We start from the raw sequence: 20330 nt of genomic DNA, 5'->3' as shown, positions 1-20330 counted from the left end.
AAGGTTAGGTTCGGATTTGAATAGATTGCAGCGAATTGATTCCGAATGGTATTAACATTCCCGGTATGCCTTCACCTGTGTGGTTTCTTGCCCTGGTTTCCGGTGCATTCTCTCTCTCGGTCCCGATGTTCTCTCAGGCCAAGCCGTCGCTACCCGATCCCTATGCGAATGAAGCGATTGTCTTTGAGCGTCTGCAGACGGTTTACAAAATGCACGGCGATGGCACAGGCGAGCGCGACCTGCTTGTCAAAATGCGCGTCCAGTCGGATGGAGCCGCACAGCAATTTGGCGTGATGTCGTTTCCATATGCTTCAGCCTACGAGACTCCAGTGATCAAGCTGATGCGTGTTCACAAGGCGGACGGCTCAATCGTCGACACCCCTGCATCCGATGCGGTGGACATGCCCACCGCAGTCTCGCGCGAGGCGCCCCTCTACAGCGATCTCAAGGAGAAACACCTGCCAGTTCGCTCGTTGACACGCGGAGACACACTTGAATACGAGGTGGATACCGCGATCACGAAGGCTGAAGCGCCGGGACAGTTCTGGGGTGCAAACCATTCGACTCCGCCAGGCACAATCATCGTTCTCGATGAAGTTCTCAAGCTGGAGGTTCCGGCTGACAAATACGTCCAGGTATGGAGCCCGAACCACAAGTTCACGATAATCGAACATGACGGACTGAAGACGTATTCCTGGAATTCGTCACAGCTGCAGACCGCGCCCAAGCCCACCGGGGACGACGATGCAAAACCGAAGCCGCCGAAGGATCCGGATGAAGATGCGGAGGGCCGCAAGTTGCCGTCAATGGCGTGGACGACGTTTCACAACTGGCAGGAGGTTGGAGAATGGTATCGCAATCTTGCCGAGGCGCAGGCAAAACCAACAGCGGCGGTAAAGATGCGTGCGGAGGAATTAGCCAAAGACGCGAAAACACCCGAAGAGCAGATTCGCTCGATCTACGCTTATGTCTCGGGTCATACCCGCTATGTGGGAATTGATTTCGGCATCGGGCGGTACCAGCCGCACAGTGCCGCAGATGTGCTCGCGAACCAATACGGCGATTGTAAGGATAAGGACACGCTGCTGGAGTCGATGCTGCAAGCCGAAGGATTCACAACGTCCCCGGCTTTGGTCGGAGCAGGAATCGCCGTGGTACCGGATGTGCCATCTCCGGCTGTGTTCAATCATGTCATTACCACTGTGAATTTGCCGTCAGGGCGCATCTGGCTGGACAGTACACCGCCGGCAGCTCCCTATCGGTTCTTGAGTGCACTCATTCGCGATCAGAAAGCTCTTGTAGTACCGGCGGAAGGAAAGGCGGAGCTTTTGGACACGCCGGCAAACGTTTCGTATCCCTTCACCGCTCGCTTTGAAGCGAATGGAGTTTTGGACAAAGACGGAAAAATGTCGGCAAAAATGGTTGCGACATACCACGATGATGACGAGGTGATTGTGCGTGCTCTGGCGCGGACGGTAGCCCCCGCGGAGTGGGACAGAGCCTCGCAATACCTGTCGTCGATAACAGGGTTTGGCGGTACTACGAGTAAGACCCAATTCCAAAACGCCGACGATCCCGCGGTGCCGATCGCGATGACCTATGACTACTCGCGACATCCCTATGGCGATTGGGACAACCTTCGTATCGTGCCGCTGTTTCCGAGCCTGGATTTTGCGGCTCTCGATAGTGACAAGAAAGAACCGGATGATGACATCCAACTAGGCGCTCCGCGAACTCTGACCGCCGTTACACATATCGAGTTGCCGGATGGTTATCGGCCTGATTTGCCCGATCCGATTCACGTCAAAACAGAATTCGCCACGTTCGACAAGACGTATCGATTCGAAGGCAAGACGATCATCTCCGAAAGAACGGTCGTGGTCCTGAAGAACAAGATCCCCAAAGCAGACTGGAAGAAGTACCAGAGTTTTACCAAGGACATCAGCCTTAACAATGAGAATTGGATCCAGTTGATGGCTCCCCCGAAGCCGATCACAATTTCAACGGCCGGCTCCAAGCCATCGCAATCCACGGTCGTGAAGAAAGAAGGGAATATAACGATCGTCCAGCTTCCGGTGCAAAGAGATGACGAGAAGACGAACGCAGCCGCCGGGAGCAATGCCGCGGCCCCTACCAATGCATCCGCCGCTGAGTTGATGGAGATGGCGCAGCAGAAGATGAAGTCAATGGATTGGGGAGGTGCGAAGCAGGCGCTGGACGAGGTAAAAGCGAAGAACCCTGATCAGAGGGGGTTATGGGTCAGCTATGGATACATTGCCGAGATATCGCACCGGGATTTGGATGAGGCGAAGACTGACTATCGCAAGGAACTTGCGATTCAGCCGGATAATGCATGGATAGCTCAACGTATCGTCGCGGTTCAGATGAGAACCGGGGACAAGGATGGGGCACGGCAAACTTTGCAGGAGTTCCTGGGCAAGCATCCCGATAATCTGCAGATTGCGATGTCCCTGGGATCGATGCAGTCGAATGGCGGCGACTACGCGAGTGCGTTGAAGACCTATGAAGACGCAACCGAGCACAACCCCGATAACCGGATTCTGCGCGTACAGGAAGGCGAGGCTCTTGTGCGTCTGAATCGTAATGACGAGGCAGCTGCCGCAGCGAAGAGTGCGCTTGATGGGGCGGATGACGCCAACGTACTCAACGACGCTGCGTATGTGCTGAGCGAATCCGGCATGAGTCTCGATGTCGCAGAAGAAGCATCGCGCAAGAGCATCACGAAGCTTGAGGAAGAGAGCGCCACGATTACGACCGCGCAAGTAAACAGCAAAGCATTTGCGGATGCCAACCTGCTGGTTGCGTCGTGGGACACGCTCGGTTGGATTCTCTATCGCGAAGGAAAGGTGGACCAGGCGGAGCCATTGCTCTCCGCCGCATGGCGTGCCGGGCTCCGTGCCGAAGTTGGCGATCATCTGGGTCAGGTGTACGAGGCAATGGGGAAGAAGGACGAGGCGCTAACGACTTACATTCTGGCCGAAGCCGCGAATACGCCCCCGGCACCACAGGAGGTGAAGGATCACATCAGGGAGAGCATCGCGAAACTGAGGGGCGCCCCGGCCAAGCCAGACAGCACGGGCGGGGGAACAATGGCCCTGCAAAACCTTAGAACCTACAAGATCGCAAAGCCAGAAGGGGCGAGCGGCTGGGGGACTTTCCGCCTGGAGATCACTACTGCGGGAGTAATTGAGTCGCAAAAGATGTCAGGTGAGCAGCACATTGAAGCTGCGAAACCGGCAATTGACGCCATGAAGTTTCCCGAGCTGATTCCTTCGGGATCCAAGGCACACCTGCTGCGCAGTGCGGTAGTGAGTTGTTCGATGGGCAAGACCTGCGAGGTGGTTCTGGTACCGGACGGCGGCCTCCACACCGAGCAGCAATAGAGCTTCATCGTTTCGACGCTTGACTCAATGCGATGGTTTCGGCCGATTTTCTCATCGCATGCCTCGGCGCCCGGTAAAATCAGCCCATATGGATATTGCTGAGAACAAACTCGCCGGCGAGGAGACGATCCTCGAGGGCACAAGGTTTGTGCGGGCATGCCTGCGCAAGCCCGTAGATCGGACACCCGTGTGGTTTTTACGCCAGGCCGGGCGTTATATGCAGGAATATCGCGACGTTCGTAAACACCACACGCTCGTCGAGATTTGCAAGCAACCTGAACTTGCCGCCGAAGTGACCATCACCGCAGCCGAAAAGCTTGGTGTCGACGCCGCCATTATCTTTGCCGACTTGTTGCTGCCGCTTGAACCGATGGGCCTGCCGTTCGAATTCCAGGCGGGAGAAGGCCCTGTTGTCCATCACCCGTTGCGGACAGCAGAAGATGTAAAAGCTTTGCGAACAGATCGTGCTGGAGATCTTGCCTATGTGGCACGCGCAATCGAGAAAGTGGCCGCGCACTTTGGCGATCGGCTCGGCGTGATTGGATTCTGTGGCGCTCCTTACACGCTGGCCAGCTACATGATCGAGGGTGGCGGGTCGCGGAATTATATTCACACCAAGCAGATGATGTACGGCGACACCCTTGCATGGAACGGTCTTCTCGATAAGTTGGTTGTGGTGCTGACGGAGTATTGCCGGCTGCAGGTGCAGGCAGGCGCCGATGTGATCCAGATATTCGACAGCTGGGTCGGTTCGCTGGGCCTTGAGGACTATCGCGATTACGCGTTCGAGGCATCGAAGCGGCTGGTTCGCGCGGTGCAGGGGATGGGGGTCCCCGTCATCTATTTCGGGGTTGAGACGGCGGGGCTGCTGTCGCAGATGGCGGTTACCGGGGCAGATGTCATCGGTCTTGACTGGCGGCAACCGCTCGATGTGGGCTGGCGCGAAGTGGGCCACGCGCATGCTGTGCAGGGAAATCTGGATCCGATCACATTGTTCGCACCCCTTGAGGTGATCGAGCTTCGCGTGAAGGAGATTCTGCGCGCGGCGGCCGGACGGCCGGGACACATCTTCAACCTCGGACACGGAATCGTTCCGGAGACGCCTGTCGAAAACGTGCAGGCAGTCGTTCGCATGGTGCGAGAGTTCCGGCTGGAGAATCAGAATGCCTAAGAGAGCGGTCCTGCTCCTTGCGCACGGCACGCCGGAGACGATTGAAGAGATTCCGGACTACCTACGCAACGTGGTCAGCGGGCGACCGCTTCCCGCGCAGGTCATCGAGGAGATCAAGCACCGGTATTCGCTGATCGGACATAGTCCGCTTACCGAGATCACTCTGGCGCAGGGGCGGCTTGTCGAAGCGGAACTCGTTGCAGAGGGCATTGACGCGCAGGTCTACGTGGGCATGCGGAACTGGAAGCCTTACATCCCAGACGTGGTTCGCAAGATGCGGGTTGATGGCGTGACACAGACGGCAGTTATTTGCCTGGCGCCGCAGAATTCACGGACCAGCGTGGGGCTTTACAAGCGGGCAGTGCAGGCCGAGGCCGGCTCGGTGAAAGTCGATTTCACCGAGGCATGGGCGCAGGATCCGCTGCTTGCAGATGCATTCGCCGAGCGGTTGCGGACAGCCCAGACGCGCATGATTCAGGAAACTGGTGCGCCGGTACAAGTGCTTTTTACGGCACACAGCGTGCCCTCCAGAACAGTGGAGGTGACGGCCGCGACCGAGGGACAGCCGAAGCTGTGGCCAGGCGAAGGCGCCGATCCTTACGCGGAAGAAGCCAAGCGAACAGCGGAACTTGTCGCAGAGCGAGTTCCCGAGATTCCAAAGTGGTGGTTTGCCTTTCAGAGCCAGGGCGCGAGCGGTGGTCCCTGGATCGGGCCTACGGTTGAAGAGACTCTTACTGCTATCGCCAGTGAAGGCGTGACAACAGTCCTGCTGCAGCCGATCGGCTTTCTGTGCGACCACGTCGAGATTCTGTACGACATTGATATTGCATTCAAAGCCTTTGCCGGGAATCTGGGGATTCGCCTGGAGCGGCCAGAATCGCTGAATGCATCGCCCACGCTGGCGCGCGCAATCGCAGGACTTGCAAAACGTGGGCTCAGTCGGTTAGAAGAATAAGGAATTCTAGATCGTAAAAATTGAGCACTGGTTTTAGCCGTCAGGGCTTCGTCTCCTCGAATGCCTTCCCGCGCGAATGACTGTTGTGCGATGCGATGAAGGCCAGTCGATGTCGTTTGATGATTTTTCCAACGAAACGAATTCCTCTCCCGGACCATGTCCAGACTGTGGGAGGTCGCAGATGCGGCGTGTTCCACGCGCAGGCTTTCTGCAACTGCGGGTTCTACCGCTGTTTGGGTACTATCCGTGGGAGTGCCCGATCTGCAGAAAGCTGAGGTTCGTGCGGTATCGGGGACGGCGGGCAAAGCGCCCAGACACGGCCAGGTCCATGTAGGTGCTTCCCGGGTCGCGAGAGAATCGTGCAATTCCTGCCTCTCTATAATTGCTTGAACGTATCTTCCTTTCGCTGGAGGCGGCTTGATCTCGTCTACTGCTGCTGCAACCCGACTCTCCGCAATGTTCGTGCTCGCCTGGGCAATGTTTTCGGGCAAGGAAGCGCGGGCACAGGCACCCGAGTATTCGATTGAGGCGATCCGCTATGCGACTTCACCGGACGTTCCGGTTGCCGAACTAGTCGTGAACGGGCCGAAGGATCAGAAAGTCGATGTCGCGATGGTGGTGTGGCTGATTCGGGGCGGCGGACGCACCATCCTTTTCGACAGCGGATTTCATCGCGACACCTTTCTCAAAGATTTTCCGATGAAGGACTACTTGCGTCCGGACGAGGCGGTGAAGACGGCCGGCGTAAATCCACAGGACGTGACCGACATCGTGATCAGCCACGCACACTGGGATCACATGGGCGGGATTGATCTATTCCCCAAAGCCACAGTGTGGATCCAGCGCGAGGAGTACCGCTACTATACGGGCGACGCCTGGCAGAATAACGGCAAGCATGGCGGCATCGATCCGGCCGACGTCCAGGAACTGGTGAAACTGAATACCGAACATCGCGTGCGCTTCGTGGGCGGCGACGATGTTGAGATTTTTCCGGGCATCCGTACGTATACGGGTTCGCGGCATACGTACGCTTCGCAGTATCTGCGCGTGCAAGGGACGCCGACGTATGTGCTGGCTTCGGACAATGTCTACTTCTACCTCAACCTTTCCGAGCATCTTGCGAGCGCGACATTCAGCGATGCGGATCATGCGGCGAACATCGCACAGCAGAAACGGATGATCGAACTGGCGGGCTCTGTCGATCGGGTGGTGCCGGGGCACGACATTCTGCAGTTTCAGAAGTTCCCGACAGAAGGACGTGTGGCGAAGATCAAATAGGCGCGGCGTCGAGACGCGATCGAATTGTACGTATGCGGAGACCCTCCCCCCCACCCGGAATCTGGTGGTAGATTCCTGCATGGATTGATGTTAAGGAGGAGGGGTGGCGGCAAATTCTTCCAACGATTAACGATGGCCGTAGACTCGTCTGCCGATTAGGCTTAGCGGCGAGATAGGGGTGCCGGCGGGGTTAGCGTGCGCGAAGCACACGTTGGCGGAGCTGGCGGGTTCAATCACAATTCAATTGTGCGCCGGGAGGGGATAATTACCTGCAAAACGGCGGAAGTTTTTTGGCGAATGGAATGAGGGGGTTGGCGGGAATTTTAGTGGGAGCGGGGTTGACAGGCAGCGACCGGAACGGGAAATGCGCGTTCTCAGGAGAAAGCTGAGCCGGAAGCCAGTCGGGATTTTGAAACGGGAGACATTAACGGATCACGGCAAAGGCTCCCCAGTGGCCAACTGTTCCTAGTACTGCTGGTCGAGTTTGACGGCATAGATCTGGCAATCGAAAGAGAAGTCAACCTTTCTGCAATTGGGAAAGTAGAGGGTGGCACCGTCTTTCGACCACTTGGGCGCTGTCGCACGGCCCTCGCTATTTGCGATCTTCCGCACCCCGGTTCCATCCGGATTCATGATGTAGATTTCGTGATTGCCCGCGCGGTTAGAGGCAAATGCGATCTTTGTGCCCTTGGGAGACCAGGCAGGCCAGCCATCGAACGCGGGATTGTTGGTGAGATTTACAGCGGCAGATCCATCGCTGTTGGCGAGGAAGACCTCGGAATTGGTGGTTTCCACCATTCTGCGGAAGGCAATTTTCTTTCCGTCGGGCGAGACAGCCGGATAGGTGTTCACGCCTCCTGAAATGAGTTTTGTAATCTTCCTCCCGGCGAGGTTGATGGAATAGATCTCGGCGTCGTTCTTTGCGGGCGGACGCAGGTCGTCGTCTGTGCAGTACAGGATGTTTTGGCTATCCGGTGTCCACGAGGGGTGTATGGTCTTGTGTTCGGCAGGCGAAATGGCTTCGACACCGGATCCATCCGGATTCATGATCTGAATCTGCTCGAGCCCCGGGCGAATGAGGACGAAAGCTATTTTGCTGCCATCGGGAGACCATGCGGGGTCTTCGTGGTCTGCATCATCCCTGGTGATCTGAACGGGATTACTGCGGTCCAGTCCCATGCGAATGAACTGTTCCTTACCGGCGATCACAGAGATGTAGACAAGCTGTTTGCCGTCGGGCGCAAGGGAGAGGTCGGAGTTTTCAGAATGCGTGAATTGGTATGCAAGGCCGATCGGTCCGGATTGTGCGAGAAGGGTTGTCCTCGCGAGGAGCGTTGAGGAGAGGCAGAGCGCAGCAATGCGGAGTTTTTTGAATGTTGAGCACATGAATGCTGCAATGCTTAGCAGCTTCCATGCAGCTTCGTCCAGCATATGGTGACGGAATGCAGAACTGTGGTGGCGACTATTTCGGAACAGGCTCTTCGCGATGAAGAAACACTGGCGGGGACATCCCGGGGAGGGACATGGTTTAACGTTCGTCCGTTCTATCGAGCGATGCCCATCTTCTGCGATAGGGTCTGGAACCGCGGGTCGGAGCGGAGATTGTCGATGCGCGGGTCGGCTTTGAGGTGCCACGAGATATCGAGGGATCTCTCGTTAGACGCCTTTTCCAAGAACTGCATTGCTTTTTCTTTTTCGCCAAGTCCCGCGTAAACGGTTGCGACGATATACGGCGAAACTTCATTATCTTTCGATCTGTTCTGGAGGTCACGAAGGATTTGTTCCGCCTCGGCTCTCTTTCCGGTTACAGCGTACGCGTGTGCGAGCGAGGCGTTGGCGTCTTGATCGCCGTTCGATAGCTCGACGGCTTTTTGATATTCAGAGATCGCTTCAGAGAGCTTTCCGGTGCCTTCATAGCCGATGCCGAGATCCTGGTGTTCGACCCATTCATTGGGATTGGAGGCGACGCCTCGCTTCGCGGCATCGACGAGGGCGGAATAATCGCGAAGCTGGTAGTAGACGCCTGCCTCGGTCATAGCGGCGCTTGGGCCGAGATCGATCTGGTTGATCCGGGCCATTTCTGCCATGGCTTCGGCACGGCGGCCGAGAAAAGCCAGAAACTCAGCACGATCTTCGTGGGCGCAGGGATAGCTTGGGGCAGTTGCGATAGCACGGTTGAATTCTCGTTCGGCTTCATCTAAATTCCGGTCATACCGCCAACTGATTACGCCGAGCGTGTCGTGTACTTCGCCGATGCTGTCGTCGAGCTGCTGCGCTCTGCGGAGGGCTTCGTGTGCAGATTGAAAGGCGGTCTTCAGGGGTACATGGCGGAAAATCGCGAGATACAAATAAGCATCTGCCAAGCCGGAATAAGCCTCGGCGAAGCCCGGATCTTTGCGGATGGATTCTTCGAAATAGCTCTTTGCCTGCAGAAGCGGCTGCCCCATGGTGAACTGGGTCGAGAGGTTATATCGGCCTCTGAGATATGCATCAAATGCCTCGGGATTCACGGAGCGCGCTGAGCCGACCCTGGCCTGCTGTTCCGGGGTCAACTGAATGCGGATCTGGCGAGTGACCGCCTCAGCCACTTCGCGCTGCAAGTTGAGAACTCCATGGAGGGGGCGCTCATACGATTCGCTCCAGATGTGGCGGTCGTTGGGGCCGTCGAGCAACTGCACCGTGACGCGCACCTCGTCGTTTTCCCGGATGACGGATCCCTCGAGGACGCCGTCGACACCCAATTCATGCGCAATCTGGGGCAGGTGCTTCTTCGTGCCTTTGTACTCCATGACAGAGGTGTGGGAGATGACGCGCAACGACTGAATACGGGAAAGCTCCGTGATCAGTTCTTCGGTCATGCCATCGGCGAAGAAGTCCTGGGCCGGGTCTCCGGAGAGGTTCTGCAGGGGGAGCACGGCAATGGAGCGTATGGGGCTGCCCGCGCCTGCACCGTAGAAGTGATGCCATCCAATCCATGCGACAAGCAAGATGGCGCAACAGGAAAAGAGTGCAATCCAGAATCTGAGTTTTTGCCAGTGTGGCGCGGCAAGGGCCACTACCGGCTGATCCGTTTTGTAGCTCTGCTCAGAAACCAGATGCGGCCGCAGGGACACTTGTTCAGGGTGCTGCGCGGGCGTGCCGGCGGCCTGCGGCGAAACCGGCACACCATCGAAGACAGGAGCGATGAATCTGTATCCCCTGCCTGGGAGCGTTTCGACATAGCGCGGCTGCTGAGGATCGTCCTTCAGAGCCTGGCGGATTTTGCGGATAGCGCTGTTGATACTGTTGTCGGTATCGAGAAAGACGTCTTTGCCCCAGATCTTCCCGGCAATTTCTTCGCGAGTAACGAGCTGGCCTTTCTGCTCGATCAAGATGACCAGGACCTGCAGGGGTATGCGCTCGAGTTTCAACGCGCGGCCGAGATGGCGAAGCTCGAAGGCTCGTAGATCGATCTCGAAGTCCTTGCCAAATCTGACGGATTCGTGGGTCCCGGCTGGACTTGTTCCCACAGCAATACCCCCTGGAGGAGTGGACAGATTTTACACCGTGCGCTGTTTTTCCGTTATCCCTTTGAGGCTGTTGCATTTGAGAAGACAGGAAAAATTAAGACGCCCGACAGGTGTTCGCTATTGAGTGCATGGGCGGGTCGGCGCAAGATTCGCTTCGTCGCGTGCTCTGCCTTGTATATCGCGACTGGAAGGCGACATCCGCCAGCACACCATTTTCACCCCGAAGGAGATTCCCGATGAGAACCAACTTTGTATGCCGCATCGCAACCCCCCTGTTTGTCTCTGTCGCACTTGCCTTTGCGCAAGGTGCGCCGGCTCAGGAAAAAGCGCCGAGTGTTGTTCAGGTTGTGGCCCTGGATGAATGCGATCCCACCACATTTAATGGCGCTCTTGGACCTGACTTCTGCAAAAACGTGACGCTTGGAGCCTTCACGACGATTTCGGACTTGTTTGCCGCTGCAGCGGCGGGGAATCCCGACCCGGGCTGGGACTTCGAGCCTGATTCAGCCAAAATCAAGGACGGTACGATTCTCAGCGTCGTCGATCAGGGCGGCGAGCCACACACGTTTACTGAGGTTGAGCGATTCGGCGGCGGTTTCATTGCGCCTCTTAATGCGCCGGGAGAGGACACAGTCCCAGAATGTGTGGGCGGCTTCAAGAATATCAAGGTCGCGAGGACGCGCATCCTCCAGGGAAGCCAGCTGCAGATCACGAATCTGTCGAAAGGCGAACATCTGTTCCAGTGCTGCATTCATCCGTGGATGAGATTCAAAGTCACGGTGAAGTAAATCCTGATCGCAAGCGAGACAGCGGTGCGGCGGTAAGCGCTCGCTTTCTCGCTGAGCAGGCCCCGCTGACTTATTGCCGGAACAGTTGTTTGGCGATGAAGAAGACGTTGGCGGGGCGTTCGGCCAATCGGCGCATGAAGTAGGGATACCACTCGCGGCCGAAGGGAATATAGACGCGGACGTTGAATCCCTCGGCGATCAGCTTGCGCTGCAGATCGCGGCGCACGCCGAAGAGCATCTGAAATTCAAAGTGGCTGCGGTCGATGTTGCGCTGCGCGACAAATGACTTTGCCGCTGCGATCATGTTTTCATCGTGGGTGGCCAGCCCGTGGTAGATGGGGCTTTGCAGCAGCATGTTGGCGAGCTTGCTGTAGTTGGCGTCGACGTCCGATTTTTTTGGGAATGCAACCTCGGCCGGTTCCTTGTAGGCCCCTTTGCAGAGACGGACGCGGATGCCGTCGGCGATGAGTTGCTCAATGTCGGCCTGCGAGCGGTAAAGATACGACTGGATGACGATGCCGGTTGAGCCGCGCAACTCGGGCTGCGCATTGATGCGTCGCACAATGTCGAGCGTGACCTGGGTGACAGGGGAATCCTCCATGTCGATACGCAGGAAGTTGCCGGTCGCATGCGCGTGCTGGGCGAGGCTGGTGGCGATGGTTTCAGCGATGACGGGGTCGAGCGCGAGGCCCATCTGGGTGAGCTTGACGCTGATGTTGGAGTCGAGTTTGCGCGCGGCGATCTGGTCGAGGAGCTGGTGATAGATGTCGGCGGCCCTGTGCGCTTCTTCCGCGGTCGAGACGCTTTCGCCGAGCGAGTCGAGCGTGACGTGCATGCCCTGCTGGTTGACCTGCGCACAGACGCGCAGGGCGTCTTCAATTTCGAGTCCGGCAACAAACCGGGAGCTTAGCTTGCCTCCGATGGAGGAGTGCTCGGCAAATTTGCGGAGAGAACGGTTGCGGGAAAGTGCGATAAATGCGGAACGAAGAACGGGCATCGGTTAACCTTGCCGGGCGACCGTCGTGGGGAGAAGGGATTCGCGCGGGACACTTCAGTTTCGCACAGCAGGGTAGCGGCGGATAAGCGCCCAGATCCGAGGCAACGGGCTGAGTTCGCGTCGTTCCGGTGCCGCGGGATGGGAAGGTCTTACTCGATGCGGAAGAGCGCGCAGCCGTGTGCGGGTAGAACAACGTGCAGTGTCTTTGCGCTGGGGATGTGCTTCTGGTTCCAGACGTCGTAAATGGCGTGAGGTTTGTTTTCGAGGTGGAAGAGCATCCAGGGAAGGTTGGATGAAGTTGTTGCGTCGGCGAGGTTAAACACGGCGATGTAGCGCTTTGGGTTTGGTCCGCTTGTGTGCGCGTACCAGTAGCGCTGCGGGAAGGATGCCGAGTTGCCATGACTCTTAGGCAGGAGGCCCGGCGCGGATTCAACGGCTTGCTGGTTGATGTCGGTGACTTCCTTGTTAGTGATAAGGGAGCGGGTGAAATCGTCCAGCCTGGTGAGGTTGGCGCCGAGGATGAGCGGCGAACGGGAGATTGCCCACAGGGTGAATTCGGAGCGCTGCTCGTCGTGGGTGTAGTTGGACGGTCGGGGCTGGTCCTTGCCCGGGTGCGGGCCTAAATAGCCTTCGGGGAGCATGTCGGGATCGGGCCAGCTGCCGGGCTTGACGTACGGCGCCCACTTGGCAATGCGGTCGAATTCATCGTGGAGGCCGAAGGGGTATTCGGCCGTCGGCGGATTGTGAGGGAAGGTCCAGCCGTCCCAGTGGTCGTCGGTGATGCGCCACATCTGTGCGTACTTGGCGACCTCTGCGGCGTGCTCGAGTTGAGTGGGACCGGGGGAAAGGCTCAGCACGATGGGGCGGCCGGTCTTGCGGATGGCTTCGGCGATCTGGCGGATCTCGCTGGGCCGGTAGGGGTGGTCACTGATGCAGTCGACCTTGATGTAGTCGAGTCCCCAGTCGGCGTAGAGCTTCAACATCGAGTCGTAGTACGCCTGTCCGGCGGCGTTATCGGCTACGCCCCAGTTGCCGGCGTCCCACGGGCAAGGGGATGCGGTATCGGCGGCTTCGGCGGCGTGGAAGCTGGAGGCGGCGATGGGGAGGTTCTGCACGACGACCTGGCGGGGAATGCCGCGAACGATGTGGATGCCGAATTTGAGTCCCTGGGCATGGACCCAGTCGGCGAGGGGTTTGAAGCCTGCGTTATTAGTGGCGTCGGGGAAGCGGGCCGGGTCGGGGATGAGAATGCCGTTCTCGTTCCAGAGATATTTGCGGGCCTCGAGGGTGCTACCGAAGGGATCCTGCATATACCAGCCTTCGTCGACGACGGAGTATTCCCAGCCGAATTGGCGGATGCCGGCGAGGACCGTGGTATTGGCGCGGAAGTCGGCTTCGCTGATGGTGAGGCCGTAGGCGTCCCAGCTGTTCCAGCCCATGGGGGGGGTGGGGGTTGGGCCCTGGGCGAAAGCGAAACGAGCGCAGCCGGAGAGAAGGGCAAGACAGACGAGCAGGATCGAGCCGAAACGCAACATGTGGAAACGTATACCACAACCAGACGCGAAAACGGGGAGTGCGATGGGAGGCAGAGAGAGGCGTGAATTGTTCCGGCAAAACAACGTGATGCACCTCACTTTCAAATGCGCCTATAATGCTGTCGAATCTAAACAGAACAGCTGCACGATGCCAAACCCCGACACCTGCAACTGAGGAGACGATTATGCTCAAGTCCTTCTTGCTCTTCACGGCGGTTGTTTTGCTAGTGACTGCAGCCGCATCCGCGCCGGCCCGCCCACCGCAAGACGCATCTGCGAACGTCAAGAGTGGGGCCAAGCTTTCTCCCGAAGCACATGCCAGGGCCAAGAAGCTCTATGAGCTGGATTGCGCGCTTTGCCACGGTTCGTCTGGGGACGGCAAGACTGACCTGGCGAAGGACATGCAACTTACCCTGATCGACTGGACCGATCCGAAGGCACTGTCAGGTATGTCGGACCAGGCGCTGTTCGACGCGATTCGCAAGGGTAAGGGCAAGATGCCTCCCGAGGATGAAGGGCGCGCCAAGAACGACGACATCCACTACCTCGTCAATTACATTCGGAAATTTGCCCAGGATCGACCGGCTACGACGGTGGCGCCCGCAGCGCAACCTGCTGCAGCGCCCCCGACTGAGACTGCCCCGGCCACGCCGCCGGTGACTCCCTCACCCAGCAGATAGGTTTGGCTGCCCATCCCAGCGGTTGAGTCATGCCGCCCGGACAGGAGAATCACGGAGCAGAACTCAGGTCATGCCAGCGGGGTTGTGATGGTTGCGCCCCAGGCATCCGGGCTCACGTCGCTTGCGTGGCGCGCGAAGAGCCAGTGATGGCCTTCGAGGTCCAACACCCCATATTGGAATTCCCCGTATTCGGTTTCGTGAGGCGGTTCGACGATTCGGGCCGCGTCGCGGGTACGCGCGTAGTGGGCTTCAACGTCTTCAAGAAAGATGGTGAGGCTTTGCGTTTCGCTGCCGAGTTCAGCGGGGCTTGACCTGCCGGAGCGCGCGGAATTCACCATGATGAAGACGTTTCCGATGTGCAGTTGCGCACCCTGAACCGGATCGCCATAGCGAAAGTGTTCGACGAAACCGAAGGTTGCGGTGAGCCACTCAATCGCCTGGGCAAGATTCCTGTAGGTGACGTGGGGAAGCACGGTATCGACGGGAACGGAGCGATTCTTCAACATGGCCGTAAGATACGCCGGCTGGATGTCCGCATCAACGCAGTGCATGCGAAGGTCGGTGCTTGCGGTAAGCTGATGCAGGAGAATCAAGATGTTTCTCAGTGTCTTCAAGCGGGGCGCAACGGCGTGCCTGGCGTTGGCGCTGCCCCTGTTTGCGCAGCAGGCTGAACCGATTGCCGGCGGCAATCCGGCGTTGCCGCTGGTGCATGTTGAGAGCGAACCGAACTCAGCGGCAGCGCAGAAGGCGCACTATGTGGTGCTGGTTTCGCTGGATGGATTTCGCTGGGATTATGCGAAGCATGATGGGGCGGTGAACCTTCTGGCGCTGGGGAGGAAAGGCGTCTGGGCTCCGGAAGGGATGCTGCCGAGCTTCCCATCGCTCACATTTCCAAACCACTTCACGATTGTGACGGGGCTGTATCCCGAACATCACGGGCTGGTAGCCAACAGCTTTTACGATCCTGCCAAGCAGGCGCGCTATGGGATCTCCGATGCGGAGGCCGTGCGGGATGGAAGCTGGTATAGCGGCGTGCCGTTGTGGAGCCTGGCAGAGAGCCAGGGCATGCATGCAGCGTGCCTTTTCTGGCCGGGTTCTGAAGCGGAGATCGCGGGGCACAGGCCGACGTGGTACGCGGTGTTCGACAACAAGACGCAGGCTACCGATGATGTCGAGCAAGCGCGCATCGATGACGCTGTCGCCCTGTTGAAGATGCCGGAATCGGACCGTCCCCACTTCATCACGATCTATTATTCGGAGCCCGATCATGAAGGGCACGAATTCGGGCCGAATGCGTCGGAGACGAGAGCCGCGGTCCTGAAAATGGACGCGATGATCGGCAAGCTGAAGAAGGCCCTGGATGCAACAAAGTTGCCAATCGATCTTGTCGTGGTGAGCGATCATGGCATGGCGAAGGAGCAGGGCGGCTGGATCAACCTGGATGAGTTTGCCGATCTCAGCGATTTTGAAACTGCCGGTCCATTGCTTTACGGCAAGACGGAGGAAGATCGCGTTCAGGCATATGACAAGCTGAAGCATGCTTCTTCGCAGTTTGTGGTTTATCGGCGGAAGGACGTGCCGGCAGGGCTCGACTATAACCAGAATCCTCGCGAGGGTGACCCAGTTGTGATTGCGACGGGGCCGTATGCCATTCGCGCGCACAAGCCGCAGGGCGACCGGCCAGATGGTCCGCCTGAACCGGGGATGCATGGATTCGACCCGCACAGGATTGCGGAGATGAAGGCAAGTTTCTTCGCCATCGGACCGGATATCGTTGCCGGGAAAACCGTGGCACCGTTCGAAAATGTGAACCTCTATCCGTGGATCGCTCACATGCTTGGATTGCAACCCGGAAAGACCGACGGCAGCCTGAATGTGCTGGCCGGAACGTTGCGCGACGGCGGAGAGACGCCGGGCGCCGGTGAATCGAAACAGGAGTAAGGACACGATGAGCGCAGTGTTAGGAATCGATGGCGGAGGTACAAGAACGCGTGCCTCCATCGTCGATGGCGAGCGGGTACTGGCGTTTGGGGAAAATGGCTCGATCAAAAGGCTGCGCGTGGGCGCGGAGATTGCAGAGGAGAATCTGCGCGCGCTGCTGAAAGACGTTTTTGCGCAGGCGGGATTGCACGGCGTGAAGGCCGCGTCGGCGGGTGTGGCGAGCGCAACAATGCCCGGGGTGAAGAAGTGGGTCACCACAGTATTCGACGACTTTGGCGTGGAGCGATCCGAGGTGGTGGGCGACGAGGTGATTGCGCTGGACGGAGCCTTCAAAGGCGGCCCAGGCATTCTGCAAATCGCGGGAACGGGTTCAAACTGCATTGGCCGCGCACCGGATGGTGGGCGGGAAAGCGCCGGCGGGTGGAGTTCGCGTTTAGGCGATGAGGGCTCAGGGTATTGGATCGGATTGCACGCGGTGCGGCGGGGGCTGAGGGCGCTGGATCGCGAGGAGCCGACGCGGATTCTGGACGCTGTAAGTGGGCTCTGGGGAACGAAGTCGATTGAGGAATTGGTCAATCTGGGCGATAGCACACCTGGGCCGGATTTTGCGGCGATTGCCCCGGCGATCAGCCAGCTTGCCGAAGAGGGTGATGCGGTGGCGAAGGGCGTTCTGCAGCAGGCTGCTTTGGATCTTGTCGAAAGCGTGTTGCTGGTGCGCGCGAAGCTTCGGAGAAAGCGCAATCTCACAGTTGAAGTGCCGGTGGCGTGGATTGGAAGCGTGATTGGGAAGTCCCGGCTGGTACGCGAGCAGTTTTTCGCGGGATTGCACCAGGCGGCGCCGGAGATGGCGATTGGTAAAACCGAGGTTGCTGGAATCGAGGGCGCGGTGTGGCGCGCACAGCAACTGGCCAAGTCGGCTCGATAGTCGTCACACGCTGAAGACTTCCGCGCGGATTACAATGGCTGTCCTGATGGGAGGATTTAGATGGAACTCTTCCGATTTTTCCCGGCAAGGATTTTCGCCCGCTCAATCCATTGCGTTGTCTCGTTGCTATGCGCGCTCTGTCTGTGCAGTGTGGCGGTTGCGCAGGACGCTCCCGCTGCCGCTGCGGACCAGGCACAGCCGGCGGCGCCCGTCATTTCTGTTACCACGCACGAAGTTTTGCTCGATGTTGTGGTGACGGATGGCGGACGCGCGGTGACCGGGTTGAAGGCATCCGATTTCACAGTGCTGGAAGACGGCAAGCCGCAGGTGGTTGCGAGCCTGGAAGAGCACACGCCAATGGGCGCGGCGTTGAATGCGCAAGCGGCTTCGTTCCCAACGTTGCCTTCGAATACTTTTACGAATTTTGTGCCGGCAGCAAATACAAACGCGTACACGGTAATACTGTTGGACGCGTTGAATACGCGGCTGGATGACCAGATGTCGTTGCGACTGGCTCTCATCAAGTATCTGAAGAAGATGCAGCCGGGTCCGCCGGTGGCGATTTTCGAGCGCGATACAAAGATGCACCTTGTGCAGGGGTTTACTTCGGATCCTCAGGTGCTGCTGGCAGCGGCGGCGAGCGAACGCGACAAGCCCGCAGTGCCGAACGTGGTGCGGGTTACGCGGGAAGAGTATCTGGTATACAAGCTTGACGAAGTCTCATTGGGCTTCCAACTGCTTGGTCGTTATCTTGCGGCGTTTCCCGGGCGCAAGAACCTGATCTGGTTTACGGGCGCGCTGCCACAATCGAACATCCTTACGCCGATGGGCGATCCGTTCAACGACGATTTCAAAATCCTCGAAGGTGACCCTCACGATCTGACGGCAGCGCTGACGCTGAGCCGGGTTGCGGTTTATCCCATCGATTCGCGTGGGCTGCAGGCTGCGCCGCAATACACGGCGGCGGTGAAGGGGCCACCGGCTGCAAATGCGCCTGTTCAGTTCGAGACGGGGCAGGCATTCCAGCACCTGGCGCTGGACTCGATTGCGGAATCGACGGGCGGACGCGCGTATTACAACTCGAATGGATTGGGCGCGAAGATTACGGAGATTGAGGAGAACGGTTCGAGCTACTACACGCTGACGTACGCAACCACAAACAAGACGTGGAACGGCGAATTCCAGCATATCAAGGTGGCAGTGGACCGGCCGAGCGTGAAGCTGCAGTACCGGCAGGGCTACTACGCGGTGGATCGGACGAAACAGGAAAAGGCGCAGCTGGAGGACATCCAGAAGACTGGGAAGGCGGCGGATGCTGGCGGTCGCGAAACCGCGCCAAGCGCGACAACTCCGCTGTCAGTTCCCAATGAGAAAGTGCAGACGCAGACGATTCCCGCGTCGACGGCAAATGCGAAGTCTGCGACTCCGAAGGAAGGATTTGAGGAGGCGATGCAGCTTGGAGCCGTGCCGCCGACGGAGATTATCTTTATAGCGCGCGTGACGGAGAACGACAAGGTCGAGCAGTTGAAGAAGGAAGATGCGTGGCCGAAGGACAACTACCTGGCCGCGGACTGGAAGTACAAGCCATTCCACACCTATACCGTGGAATTCACAGCCGATGCGAAGACTTTGAAACTGGTGAAGGGGCCCGATGGATTGTGGCATGGGAGCATTGCGTTTGTGAGCGTGCTCTACGACCAGATGGCGCAGAATGTGAACTCCCGGCTGACCACGATCAACATGGACATCGACGATGCGCAGTACCAGGAGATTCTGGCGCATGGGTTGACCGAGCACCATGAGATTGCCGTCCCGGCGAAAGGGAATTACTTTCTGCGTCTCGGTTTGCACGATACGGCGAACGATCGGATTGGCTCGCTTGAAGTGGCTGTGGATCGCGTGAAGCCGGAGGTCCTGGGCGCGGTGGCGCAGGGTAAGTAGATTGGCTGGGCGGAATTTTACTTCGCCAGAACTCCACCGACAATTGAGCCGACGAGTTTTCCGGCGGAATCGATTGCAACAAGATTGGCAGCCTTGCCTGCTGCCAGGGTTCCTGCGCGATGCGCAAGACCGACCATCGCGGCGGGATTTGTAGAGAGCAGGCGCAGGCCCTGGTCAATGGTCGCGCCAGTGAAGCGCACAAAGTTTGAGAGCGCGCGATCGAGTGTGAGCACGCTACCGGCGAGAACGCCGCGGGCCGTGGCACGTCCATCCTTGACCTGTACGGGAAATCCACCGAGCTGATATTCGCCGTCGGGCATGCCGGCTGCGGACATGGCGTCGGTAACGAGGATGGCGCGTTCGGAGCCCTTGGCCCGCCACCAGAGGCGGACAATCTCGGGTTCAGTGTGGATGCCGTCGCAGATCAGTTCTGAAAAAAGTGTATCGGTGGTAAGGACGGTGCCGAGGATGCCGGGCTCGCGATGGTCGAGCGGACGCATGGCGTTGAAGGTGTGTGTGGCGCTGACGGCGCCTGCTGCAATTCCAGCACGGGTTTCGGCGGCGGTGGCGTTCGAGTGGCCGACGGAGACACGGACGCCGCGACTGGTGGCATGCGCGGCAAGCTCGACGGCTCCGGGCAACTCAGGCGCAAGCGTCATCAGGCGCACGTGGCCATGTGCAGCTTCGACGAGGCGATCGAAGGTAGCGATGCTTGGCGCGAGGAGATGTTCGGCAGGCTGCACACCGCGTTTTTCGTGCGAGAGGAATGGACCTTCAAGGTGGATCCCGAGAGGGCGCGCACGGCCGGGCTGCGGCAGCTTGGCGATTTCGTTGGCCAGGCCGTCTAGCGCGCGAAGCGTGGCATCTAGCGACGCGGTGACGGTGGTGGCGAGGTAGGCGCTGGTGCCCCGCGAGGCGAGAAACGTGCCCATGGTGTCGAGCGCCTGCGGCGTGGCTTCCATTACGTCGTGGCCGGCGGCGCCGTGGATGTGAACGTCGAAAAATGCGGGGCCGAGGGTGGTGCCGGGAAAGTCGAGCACCTGGGCGCCGGCAGGAAGCTGAGACGAATCGCGCGTTGCGATGGAGTCGATCTTGCCGTCTTCGATCAGGATGAGGGGATGCTGATGGAGGCTGGTACCGTCCCAAAGGCTCTCTGCAGTCACAACCGTTTGCATGGCTACCCATTATTGCAGGTGAGTCTGAAGA

At 58.6% G+C, this 20330-nt stretch carries 15 protein-coding genes; 9 read left to right on the top strand and 6 right to left on the bottom strand.

Going from position 1 to position 20330, the window contains the following annotated elements; translation table 11 throughout:
* The first annotated feature begins 65 nt into the window (after positions 1-65).
* From VK574_RS04290 to VK574_RS04275, 4 genes are all read left to right on the top strand, one after another.
* On the top strand, positions 66-3404 hold the full coding sequence (locus VK574_RS04290; RefSeq protein WP_472798574.1) for a DUF3857 domain-containing protein: 3339 nt from the start codon (positions 66-68) through the stop codon (positions 3402-3404).
* 88 nt (positions 3405-3492) lie between these two features.
* Positions 3493-4575, top strand: coding sequence for a uroporphyrinogen decarboxylase (hemE, locus tag VK574_RS04285; protein WP_472798573.1), 1083 nt, complete (start codon positions 3493-3495; stop codon positions 4573-4575).
* Positions 4568-5530: a ferrochelatase gene (hemH, locus tag VK574_RS04280; RefSeq protein ID WP_472798572.1), complete on the top strand. Its 963-nt coding sequence runs from the start codon at positions 4568-4570 to the stop codon at positions 5528-5530. Before hemE ends, hemH begins: the two co-directional genes overlap by 8 nt.
* 417 nt (positions 5531-5947) lie before the next feature.
* Positions 5948-6808, top strand: coding sequence for an N-acyl homoserine lactonase family protein (locus tag VK574_RS04275; protein ID WP_472798571.1), 861 nt, complete (start codon positions 5948-5950; stop codon positions 6806-6808).
* 465 nt (positions 6809-7273) lie between these two features.
* Here the strand turns inward: VK574_RS04275 and VK574_RS04270 are convergent, their stop codons facing one another.
* Positions 7274-8239 carry a hypothetical protein gene (locus VK574_RS04270; protein ID WP_472798570.1) on the bottom strand — a complete coding sequence of 322 codons (966 nt, stop codon included), beginning with the start codon at positions 8237-8239 and terminating at the stop codon, positions 7274-7276.
* Positions 8240-8352: 113 nt separating this feature from the next.
* Positions 8353-10317 carry a winged helix-turn-helix domain-containing protein gene (locus VK574_RS04265; RefSeq protein ID WP_472798569.1) on the bottom strand — a complete coding sequence of 655 codons (1965 nt, stop codon included), beginning with the start codon at positions 10315-10317 and terminating at the stop codon, positions 8353-8355.
* A 236-nt stretch (positions 10318-10553) separates the two neighbouring features.
* On the opposite strand from VK574_RS04265, the gene VK574_RS04260 reads away from it, so the two are divergent.
* Positions 10554-11105 (top strand): cupredoxin domain-containing protein, encoded by a 552-nt coding sequence (locus tag VK574_RS04260; RefSeq protein WP_472798568.1) that lies wholly within the window; start codon positions 10554-10556, stop codon positions 11103-11105.
* Between the two features lie 70 nt (positions 11106-11175).
* On the opposite strand, the gene VK574_RS04255 is transcribed toward VK574_RS04260, so the two are convergent.
* Positions 11176-12102: a proline dehydrogenase family protein gene (locus tag VK574_RS04255; protein WP_472798567.1), complete on the bottom strand. Its 927-nt coding sequence runs from the start codon at positions 12100-12102 to the stop codon at positions 11176-11178.
* A gap of 149 nt (positions 12103-12251) precedes the next feature.
* Entirely contained in the window at positions 12252-13637 is a 1386-nt protein-coding gene (locus VK574_RS04250; protein ID WP_472798566.1) for a glycoside hydrolase family 27 protein, read from the bottom strand.
* Between the two features lie 185 nt (positions 13638-13822).
* On the opposite strand from VK574_RS04250, the gene VK574_RS04245 reads away from it, so the two are divergent.
* Complete coding sequence (locus VK574_RS04245) at positions 13823-14317, top strand: c-type cytochrome (RefSeq protein WP_472798565.1); 495 nt, start codon at positions 13823-13825, stop codon at positions 14315-14317.
* Positions 14318-14385: 68 nt separating this feature from the next.
* Here VK574_RS04245 and VK574_RS04240 read toward each other — a convergent pair whose 3' ends face one another.
* Entirely contained in the window at positions 14386-14910 is a 525-nt protein-coding gene (locus tag VK574_RS04240; protein ID WP_472798564.1) for a VOC family protein, read from the bottom strand.
* A gap of 1 nt (position 14911) precedes the next feature.
* Between VK574_RS04240 and VK574_RS04235 the strand changes: the two genes are divergently transcribed.
* From VK574_RS04235 to VK574_RS04225, 3 genes are read left to right on the top strand one after another with little or no spacing between them, the layout of a single operon-like run.
* Complete coding sequence (locus tag VK574_RS04235; RefSeq protein ID WP_472798563.1) at positions 14912-16258, top strand: alkaline phosphatase family protein; 1347 nt, start codon at positions 14912-14914, stop codon at positions 16256-16258.
* Positions 16259-16265: 7 nt separating this feature from the next.
* Positions 16266-17183: an N-acetylglucosamine kinase gene (locus VK574_RS04230; RefSeq protein WP_472798562.1), complete on the top strand. Its 918-nt coding sequence runs from the start codon at positions 16266-16268 to the stop codon at positions 17181-17183.
* 60 nt (positions 17184-17243) lie between these two features.
* A complete protein-coding gene (locus tag VK574_RS04225; RefSeq protein ID WP_472798561.1) occupies positions 17244-19124 on the top strand; it encodes a VWA domain-containing protein in 1881 nt (626 codons plus the stop codon).
* 17 nt (positions 19125-19141) lie between these two features.
* Here VK574_RS04225 and nagA read toward each other — a convergent pair whose 3' ends face one another.
* Positions 19142-20299 (bottom strand): N-acetylglucosamine-6-phosphate deacetylase, encoded by a 1158-nt coding sequence (nagA, locus tag VK574_RS04220; protein WP_472798560.1) that lies wholly within the window; start codon positions 20297-20299, stop codon positions 19142-19144.
* Positions 20300-20330 lie beyond the last annotated feature (31 nt).

The organism is Occallatibacter sp. (genome assembly GCF_035317045.1).
Lineage (GTDB): Bacteria > Acidobacteriota > Terriglobia > Terriglobales > Acidobacteriaceae > Telmatobacter.
The sequence above is the reverse complement of the archived record's forward strand: the minus strand, read 5'-3'. Positions and strand labels throughout refer to the sequence as shown.

Excerpts from the sequence above, each read along its gene's own strand:
- VK574_RS04250 (WP_472798566.1), bottom strand. The coding sequence starts at position 13,637 with ATGTTGCGTTTCGGCTCGATCCTGCTCGTCTGTCTTGCCCTTCTCTCC.
- VK574_RS04230 (WP_472798562.1), top strand. The coding sequence starts at position 16,266 with ATGAGCGCAGTGTTAGGAATCGATGGCGGAGGTACAAGAACGCGTGCC.
- nagA (WP_472798560.1), bottom strand. The coding sequence starts at position 20,299 with ATGCAAACGGTTGTGACTGCAGAGAGCCTTTGGGACGGTACCAGCCTC.
- hemH (WP_472798572.1), top strand. The coding sequence starts at position 4,568 with ATGCCTAAGAGAGCGGTCCTGCTCCTTGCGCACGGCACGCCGGAGACG.
- VK574_RS04255 (WP_472798567.1), bottom strand. The coding sequence starts at position 12,102 with ATGCCCGTTCTTCGTTCCGCATTTATCGCACTTTCCCGCAACCGTTCT.
- VK574_RS04225 (WP_472798561.1), top strand. The coding sequence starts at position 17,244 with ATGGAACTCTTCCGATTTTTCCCGGCAAGGATTTTCGCCCGCTCAATC.
- hemE (WP_472798573.1), top strand. The coding sequence starts at position 3,493 with ATGGATATTGCTGAGAACAAACTCGCCGGCGAGGAGACGATCCTCGAG.
- VK574_RS04260 (WP_472798568.1), top strand. The coding sequence starts at position 10,554 with ATGAGAACCAACTTTGTATGCCGCATCGCAACCCCCCTGTTTGTCTCT.
- VK574_RS04245 (WP_472798565.1), top strand. The coding sequence starts at position 13,823 with ATGCTCAAGTCCTTCTTGCTCTTCACGGCGGTTGTTTTGCTAGTGACT.
- VK574_RS04270 (WP_472798570.1), bottom strand. The coding sequence starts at position 8,239 with ATGCTGGACGAAGCTGCATGGAAGCTGCTAAGCATTGCAGCATTCATG.
- VK574_RS04235 (WP_472798563.1), top strand. The coding sequence starts at position 14,912 with ATGTTTCTCAGTGTCTTCAAGCGGGGCGCAACGGCGTGCCTGGCGTTG.
- VK574_RS04290 (WP_472798574.1), top strand. The coding sequence starts at position 66 with ATGCCTTCACCTGTGTGGTTTCTTGCCCTGGTTTCCGGTGCATTCTCT.